This window comes from Streptomyces sp. NPDC051172, assembly GCF_040682555.1.
GTDB lineage: Bacteria > Actinomycetota > Actinomycetes > Streptomycetales > Streptomycetaceae > Streptomyces.
In genome coordinates this window covers 56,663-60,350 of the sequence record NZ_JBFBBE010000056.1, presented here as the reverse complement: position 1 = coordinate 60,350, position 3,688 = coordinate 56,663, and the positions used below count along the sequence as shown (strand labels likewise).

The window sequence follows — 3,688 nt, the reverse complement described above, 5'->3', positions numbered from 1 at the left end:
AGCAGGCCCGCCCCTTCAGATGGACCAAGACCGCGGACCAGATCATCGACCGCATCTGCCGCTACTGCGACAGGATCTGCGGACCGGAACACTAGGCGGCGAGCCCCAGGGCGGCCATCCGCTTGGTGTGGGCCTCGGTGATCCGCGAGAACATCCGGCCGACCTCGGCGAGGTCGAAGCCGTCCGCGACGCCGCCGACGAGCATCGTCGACAGCGCGTCGCGGTCCGCGACCACCCGCTGGGACTGCGACAGGGCCTCGCCCATGAGACGCCGGGCCCAAAGGGCGAGACGCCCGCCCACGCGCGGGTCGGCGTCGATCGCGCCGCGCACCTTCTCCACGGCGAAACCGGCGTGCCCGGTGTCGTCCAGCACGGCCAGCACCAGCTCACGCGAGTCCGAGTCGAGCCGTGCGGCGACCTCGCGGTAGAAGTCGCTGGCGATCGAGTCGCCGACGTAGGCCTTCACGAGCCCTTCCAGCCAGTCCGAGGGCGCGGTCTGCTTGTGGAAGCCGTCGAGCGCGGCGACGAACGGCTCCATCGCACGCGTGGGCTCCTCGCCGATCTCCGTGAGCCGGTCGCGCAGCCGCTCGAAGTGGTGGAACTCCGCCGAGGCCATCTTGGCCAGCTCCGCCTTGTCCGCCAGCGTCGGCGCCAGCTTGGCGTCCTCCGCGAGCCGCTCGAACGCCGCGAGTTCGCCGTACGCGAGGGCGCCGAGGAGGTCGACGACCGCTGCCCGGTACTGGGGGTCCGCGGAGGCCCGGCCCCAGTCCTGGGCGGCCACTCCGGTCTGCTCGGCGGGTGCGTCAGAGGTGTTGTCAGGCGTCGTCATGAAGCGCACAATAGTCCGCTTGCCGAGCCCTGGAAGTCCCTGGTCAATCAGTGTGATGACGACTACGTGACCAAATCGGCCATCGCATGTGCGTGATTCCGGGGTATGGTGGTAATGCGCCTGCCGAGTACTCGACGGGCCGCACGTATGAGGATGCCCGGTCGGTGGCCCGATCGGCTCCGACCCGACAGCCCTCCAAGCCCGTACGGCAGATTGCGCACGGCGTCCGGAGGGACACCCTCAGCGGTACGAGCGCTAGAGCGTCGGCAGTGGTCCCGTGCCCTACGGCAAGCCCGTAAGGCAGCCGACGTCCCCGGCACGGTCCGTCAAAGACCCCCCGCGCTCGCCTCGCACCGCGCACACAGAAGAGGCAGCACCCTGACTACCACGTTCAGAGATCTCGGCATCCTTCCCGAGACCGCCGAGGCCCTCGAGGCCGTCGGCATCATCACCCCCTTCCCCATCCAGGAGATGACCCTCCCCGTCGCCCTCACCGGCACGGACGTCATCGGCCAGGCCAAGACCGGCACCGGCAAGACGCTGGGCTTCGGCCTCCCGCTCCTCGAGCGCGTCACCGTCCCCGCGGACGTGGAGGCGGGCCGCGCGAAGCCCGAGGACCTCACCGACACCCCGCAGGCGCTCGTCGTCGTCCCCACGCGCGAGCTGTGCACGCAGGTCACCAACGACCTGCTGACCGCGGGCAAGGTGCGCAACGTACGCGTTCTCGCCATCTACGGCGGCCGGGCGTACGAGCCCCAGGTCGAGGCCCTCAAGCAGGGTGTCGACGTGGTCGTCGGCACCCCGGGCCGGCTGCTCGACCTTGCGGGCCAGAAGAAGCTCAACCTCAAGCACGTCAAGGCGCTCGTCCTCGACGAGGCCGACGAGATGCTCGACCTGGGCTTCCTGCCCGACGTCGAGAAGATCATCAACCTGCTGCCGGCGCGCCGTCAGACGATGCTGTTCTCGGCCACCATGCCGGGCGCGGTCATCGGCCTCGCGCGCCGCTACATGTCGCAGCCCACGCACATCCGCGCCACCGCGCCGGACGACGAGGGCAAGACGGTCGCGAACACCGCGCAGTTCGTCTACCGCGCGCACAACATGGACAAGCCCGAGATGGTCGCGCGCATACTGCAGGCCGACGGCCGGGGACTGGCCATGGTCTTCTGCCGCACGAAGCGCACCGCCGCCGACCTCGCCGACCAGCTCAAGCAGCGCGGGTTCGCGGCCGGCGCCGTCCACGGCGACCTCGGCCAGGGCGCCCGCGAGCAGGCGCTGCGCGCGTTCCGCAACGGCAAGGTGGACGTCCTCGTCTGCACCGACGTCGCCGCCCGCGGCATCGACGTCGAGGGCGTCACCCACGTCATCAACTACCAGTCTCCCGAAGAGGAGAAGACGTACCTGCACCGCATCGGCCGTACCGGCCGCGCGGGCGCCAAGGGCATCGCGATCACGCTCGTCGACTGGGACGACATCCCGCGCTGGCAGCTGATCAACAAGGCGCTGGAGCTCAACTTCAACGACCCGCCGGAGACGTACTCCACCTCCCCGCACTTCTACGAGGAGCTGAACATCCCCGCGGGTACCAAGGGTGTTCTGCCGCGCACCGAGCGCACGCGTGCCGGGCTCGACGCGGAGGAGCTCGAGGACCTGGGCGAGACCGGCGGCCGCGGTGCACGCGGCGGTCGCGGTGGCCGCCCCGAGCGGGGTGGCCGGGGCGAGTCCCGGTCCACCGAGCGCGAGCGCCCGGAGCGTACGCCGCGTCGCCGCCGCCGTACGCGCGGCGGGGCGCAGCTGGACGCCACGGCCACTCCGGAGGCCTCGACGGCTCTCTCCTCGGACGAGGAGACCGCCGGTCCCCGCACCCCGCGTCGCCGTCGCCGCACCCGCGGCGGTTCGGCCTCGGAGCCGGTGACGGCCACGACCACGGCACCCGAGGCCGCGGAAGCCGCCGTCACGACGGCGGAGGGCCCCGCACTGGACGCCCCCGAGGCCGGGTCGAAGCCACGCCGCCGCCGCACCCGCAAGACCGCGGAGAGCACGCCGGCTGCGGAGTCGCTCGCCGCTGAGGCCACGGCGGCAGAGGAAGCCCCGGCCGCCACGGAGCCCGAGGTCCCCGCCGCCGCACCGCGCCGCCGTACGCGCAAGACGACGGCTGCCGCCGAGGCCGCGGTCGACACCGCCGAGGCGACCGAGGCCAAGCCGCGCACCCGCACCCGCAAGGCCACGGCGGCCGCGGAGACCGTGGTCGACACGGCCGAAGCCACGGAAGCCAAGCCGCGCCGCACCCGCAAGACCGCGGCTGCCGCCGCGGAGACCGCGGTCGACACCGCCGAGGCGACCGAGGCCAAGCCGCGTACCCGGGCCCGCAAGGCGACAGCCGCTGCAGAGGCGGGCGACACCGCCGAGGCGACCGAGGCCAAGCCGCGTACCCGGGCCCGCAAGGCCACGGCCGCTCCGGAGACCACGGTCGCCGACACGGCGGAAGCCACCGAGGCCAAGCCGCGCCGCACCCGCAAGACCGCGGCTGCCGCAGAGGTCACCGCCGATGCGGTCGAGGCCAAGCCGCGCCGTACCCGCAAGGCCGCCGCCGCGGCCGAGATCCCGGCGCAGGCCGCCGAGGAGCCCGAGGCCAAGCCGCGGACGCGGAAGGCGGCACAAGCCGTGGTCGACACCGTCGAGGACACGGACGCCAAGCCGCGCACCCGCGCCCGCAAGACGGCCGCCGCCGTGGAAACCGCCGAGGCCGCGCCCCGTCGGCGTAGCCGCAAGGTCGCCGAGTCCGCCGTGGGCGCCCCCGCCCCGGCGGGGGGGGGCCCGCGAGGGACGCGCCCCGCGGGGAGAGGGAGTGCGGGGGGT

At 73.2% G+C, this 3,688-nt stretch carries 2 protein-coding genes; one reads left to right on the top strand and one right to left on the bottom strand.

All coding sequences use genetic code 11. The annotated features are described in order from the left end of the window. Positions 1 to 91: 91 nt before the first annotated feature. Positions 92 to 829 (bottom strand): ferritin-like fold-containing protein, encoded by a 738-nt coding sequence (locus AB0N07_RS29545; RefSeq protein WP_365840183.1) that lies wholly within the window; start codon positions 827 to 829, stop codon positions 92 to 94. 471 nt (positions 830 to 1,300) lie between these two features. Between AB0N07_RS29545 and AB0N07_RS29540 the strand changes: the two genes are divergently transcribed. Continuing rightward, positions 1,301 to 3,688 (top strand): DEAD/DEAH box helicase (locus AB0N07_RS29540; protein ID WP_365840181.1); only part of this gene is annotated, 2,388 nt, incomplete at its 3' end.

Bases quoted from the DNA above. Each gene is read 5' to 3' on its own strand.
- AB0N07_RS29545 (WP_365840183.1), bottom strand. From the start codon at position 829: ATGACGACGCCTGACAACACCTCTGACGCACCCGCCGAGCAGACCGGA.